Raw genomic sequence first — 4,294 nt, forward strand, 5'->3', positions numbered from 1 at the left:
TTATTCATTATTACGCAATGTCTTCACAGGCACCACTTATCAAATTAAACAGTGAAAAAGTAGTTTTATCATATTTATTTAATAAAAATATCTAATATGCAAATTTACATATTTTTAACTTGCTTTTTTGTGTTAAATTTATATCTGTTAATGAAGATATTAAAAAAAGTTATCTTGATTAAGGGGTCGCATAATGGAAACTACAATTAAATCATCGTTTTTCTCTGTAAAGAAACTAAAATATGCAATACAACTCTTTTATAAACCTAAAAAGGTTTTTGATGAAATGAAGGCTGGTAACGGTTTAGGGTTAGTAAATATTATTGTTATCTTGTTAATTAATACTTTAATAACCTTTATCATTTCAAAAAGTGCAGTTGGAACAAGTGAAATAGGGGCCTTACTTCCTAAAGAGCTTTCAGAAAAGCAGAGTACGTTAACCTTATTTTCTGCAATTATGTCGGTGTTATCTATTATTCAATTTTTATTTGGTGTATTAATCATGACTGCAATTTATAAATTATTAGTTATGATTACGAGCGCAAACGTATCATTTTCCAAAATATTTAGCATTACATTTTTAACACAATTACCCGTTATTTTAGGTAAATTAGTGAATTTTTTAGCACAAGGGGTATCAATTGAAAACAATATTTCAATTACAAGCTTAGGATATACTTTAAAAAGTTTAGGTATAGAAAATACATTTATCTTAAGTTTATCATCTAGATTTGAAATATTTTCTATGCTAAGTTTCGCTTTAACAGTTATGGGGATTTATTGTTTGTCAAATAGCTCTAAGAAAATACCTACTATATTTTGGGCAGCATGGCTTGTTCTTGCCTTAATCTCTTCCTTTTTAGTATCGTCGTATTTTTAAATTTATTTGGCTTAAGATGAGACTTCTTAGGCCAAACAAATTCCAAACATAAATAGGGGGACAATTACATGTTAACAATGATCGCTGATGTAGCAGCAGCTACTGGTATTTCTACTGCAAATGCAACTATCGTAGTAAATGCTATTAATGCTGGGATGACTGTTTTTGCAATCGTGGGTGCTTTTTCATCTTTCGGTTTAACTACAGGTATTCTAATTGCAGCTAGAAAAATGGCAACTAAAAAAGCAATTGCATATTAATTAATTTAAATAAAGACGCCCTTGTTAACAAGGGCGTCTTTATTTAAATTAATATAAGAATGGGTGGTTTTACAATTATGAAATTATTAAACAATCGGAAAGTTTTACTAACCATAACAGTTACTTTATTTTTCATTAGTGTTATTTTAGGATTAGCATTATTTAGTCTTATTACTCCTGCAAACCCTGAAGGAACTGAAGTTGTAAAATACTACAAATATGATTCGAGTTGGGAAACGTTCTTGAGCATCCTATCTAAAAATGCTATGGTTTGCATTGGACTTGCATCCGGCATCTTTTTATTAGGGATTCCAACAATTATTATATTGCTTCTTAATGGATTTTGGTTGGGATCTATTATGGGCGTTCAAATTTCAACACATCATTCAATGTCAAAAGTTTTAGGTACATTGATGATGCATGGAATTTTTGAGATACCAGCTTTACTATTATCTGGATATTTAGGATTAATGGGTCTAACCTTTTATTTTACCAAAAATAAGCATTGGACAAAGAAAATCAAGTTATTTGGTTTAATCTGCATTTTACTTATCATAAGTGCACTAATTGAATCATTTATTTCAATGAATCTTAAATAGATTGAAAGATATATAAAATTTTAGAAAAAGGTGTAAATATGTTTTTAAAATGGTTAAAGTGGAGACTATATATTAGAACAAAAAATAAATGGGGAAATTTAAACTTTCTTAATTTTAATATGAAAGGATTTCAAATTCTAAAAGTTTTGCTACTATATCGCTTTTTATACTCAATTTTCTTTTATGTTGTTTCCTATTTTGTTATTAGCAAGCTAAGTTATTTTTTAATAACCCCACAAAAAAAACTCGGTAATATTTCTTTATTAAACAACATATCATTCAATTACTTTATTTGGTCTATATATTTTCTTATGGTACTTATTTATGCTATAGTAATTGGGAAAAAAATATCCGATTATTTTATGAATACCCAAGACCATATATGGTTATCTTCGATATTAGGTATTCCTAAAAAAAATCAATATATATGGGTTTTTGGTGAAAATTTAATATGGAAATCTATCCCTATTTTATTTTGGTTCTTACCTATTTCTTTATCTATAAATAATTTTTTGGAATTAGGTGTATATGTATATTTAAAAGTTTTAGTACTATCCATTATTTCTTATCTGCTCATATCTTTATTTAGCTTTTATATCTATAATAATATCAGCTTTAAACGACAAAAAAATATGAATTGGTTATCAATTTTCATTGTGCCCGTTTTCTTACGTACTCTAATTTGCTATTTTATGTTTCAATTAGGGTTGAAATTTTCTCCGTGGTTTATAAAATTCCCACTGACAAGAAATGGTGTGAATCCAGAGGAATTTTACAAATGGATAGAAAATGGAAAAACCCTTTCATTAACTGTATTCTCAAATTGGGTAAATTCACTATTCCATTTCATTTATTTACCTAATAATATTTTTGCTAGTTTTATTATTGATTCTATTGAATATAAAAAACTATTTTTTAGCATTTTTATATATTTAATAATAGGTTATTCTGTAATACTTTTAATTAAAATAAATATTCCTAGCAATCGCATTTCAAATCGAATTAAATTGTATTTCTTTAATGGGTTAAATAGAGTCGCACTATTAGTTTTAAATCCTAAAAATTATGCCATCTTTAAAACAGTTTTAACTTCAAAATATGTTAAAAGAAAGCTTCCAAACTTGTATGGGAATTTATTTTTCTGGGCTATGTTAGGTTTTTTCTCTTCAATCTTATCTCTAACAACTAATAATATGAAAATTCATTATCTGGCTTTAGTATTTTTAATGTTTTTCCCTATTTATTTTTATGTGCATAATATTATTAAAGGATTTGTGGGAAAGATATCCTTTGAAAGCGATAAAAACTTACTCTTATTATTTTTGATTTCTGGAAAGAATATCTGGCTTGTATTTCGAATCAAATTATTAATTACAAACCTTATCATTTTCCCGTTTATATTTATAGGGGACCTAATGATTTTTTGCATAGGAAACATTTCTATAAAATTATTATTCCTTTTAATTGGAGTTCATGCTTCTAGTATGGTTTTATTTGTATTAATATGTACAATCCCAAACATATTAAGCCCACATTTCAATTATTTAAACGTAGAAGAAATTAATGAGTATCCTGATAAACAATTTATTGAACAAGGCTTATATTATTTCATGACAGGTTTCTTTATACCATTTTTAATGTTACCTACTGCTTTATATTTAACAGATAATATTAGTGATTCTCTATATATAACTGTGCAATTCACTCTATGTATAATTGTTAATAGTATGTTTTCTTTTATCTTAACTTTATGTATTCGTTATAAAGTATCCAAACAACAAATATTAGAAGATATATTAAATTAATTAATAGGAGAGAAATAATTGGAAAATATAATTGAATTTGAACATGTATCTAAAACAATTGATACTAAATGTATTTTAAAAGATATCACATTTACTTTACCTAAAGGGAAAATTGTTGGTTTATTAGGTCCTAATGGAGCTGGGAAAACTACCTTATTAAAAATTGCAGCACAAATTACAAGTGATTATAAAGGTTGCGTAAAATTAAATGAGGATGCAATGTTTTTACCTGATTACCCACTCATTTTCCCGGAATTAACTGGTAATGAATATATCCGTTTATTAACAGACTTATTTTCAATAACATTAACAGATGACGAATTAAATCAACTACTTTTAGATTTTTCTCTGCAAAATGAAGTGGAAAAGAAAATCTCTGCTATGTCACTAGGGAATAAAAAGAAACTCAGTTTGATGGGAATAGTTTTTAAAAAACCTACGTTATTATTACTAGATGAATTCATTTCAGGAATCGATCCAATTAATATGAAGGCAATAAAAGATTTTCTTATTAATTACGCAAAAAAGGGAAATACAATATTAATTTCAACGCATCAATTAGAAGTAGCTCAAACCTTCTGTAATGAGATTATGGTTATTAACAATGGGGAAATTATTACATCAAATTTAGAAATGAAAGAAGCTTTATCACAAAACTTATCTTTGGAAGAATATTTTATTAAATTAATTACAGGAGAAAATTATGAATAAAAACTTATTAATTATTATATTCCTAGTTATTTTTACTAT

General features: G+C 26.4%; 5 protein-coding genes. All 5 read left to right on the forward strand.

Translation table 11 applies throughout. From position 1 onward, the window contains the following. Positions 1-193: 193 nt before the first annotated feature. A complete protein-coding gene (locus ACY191_RS13670) occupies positions 194-880 on the forward strand; it encodes a YIP1 family protein (RefSeq protein ID WP_016123851.1) in 687 nt (228 codons plus the stop codon). 68 nt (positions 881-948) lie between these two features. Then, positions 949-1,140, forward strand: coding sequence for a hypothetical protein (locus ACY191_RS13675; RefSeq protein WP_016123852.1), 192 nt, complete (start codon positions 949-951; stop codon positions 1,138-1,140). Positions 1,141-1,217: 77 nt separating this feature from the next. After that, entirely contained in the window at positions 1,218-1,739 is a 522-nt protein-coding gene (locus ACY191_RS13680; protein ID WP_340945466.1) for a stage II sporulation protein M, read from the forward strand. Between the two features lie 38 nt (positions 1,740-1,777). Beyond that, a complete protein-coding gene (locus ACY191_RS13685) occupies positions 1,778-3,544 on the forward strand; it encodes a hypothetical protein (RefSeq protein WP_463270060.1) in 1,767 nt (588 codons plus the stop codon). 18 nt (positions 3,545-3,562) lie between these two features. Beyond that, positions 3,563-4,255, forward strand: a complete 693-nt coding sequence (locus tag ACY191_RS13690) for an ATP-binding cassette domain-containing protein (RefSeq protein ID WP_000427699.1) — start codon at positions 3,563-3,565, stop codon at positions 4,253-4,255. Positions 4,256-4,294 lie beyond the last annotated feature (39 nt).

This window comes from Staphylococcus sp. TCBT05, assembly GCF_055179755.1.

Excerpts from the sequence above, each read along its gene's own strand:
- ACY191_RS13685 (WP_463270060.1), top strand. The coding sequence starts at position 1,778 with ATGTTTTTAAAATGGTTAAAGTGGAGACTATATATTAGAACAAAAAAT.
- ACY191_RS13670 (WP_016123851.1), top strand. The coding sequence starts at position 194 with ATGGAAACTACAATTAAATCATCGTTTTTCTCTGTAAAGAAACTAAAA.
- ACY191_RS13675 (WP_016123852.1), top strand. The coding sequence starts at position 949 with ATGTTAACAATGATCGCTGATGTAGCAGCAGCTACTGGTATTTCTACT.
- ACY191_RS13680 (WP_340945466.1), top strand. The coding sequence starts at position 1,218 with ATGAAATTATTAAACAATCGGAAAGTTTTACTAACCATAACAGTTACT.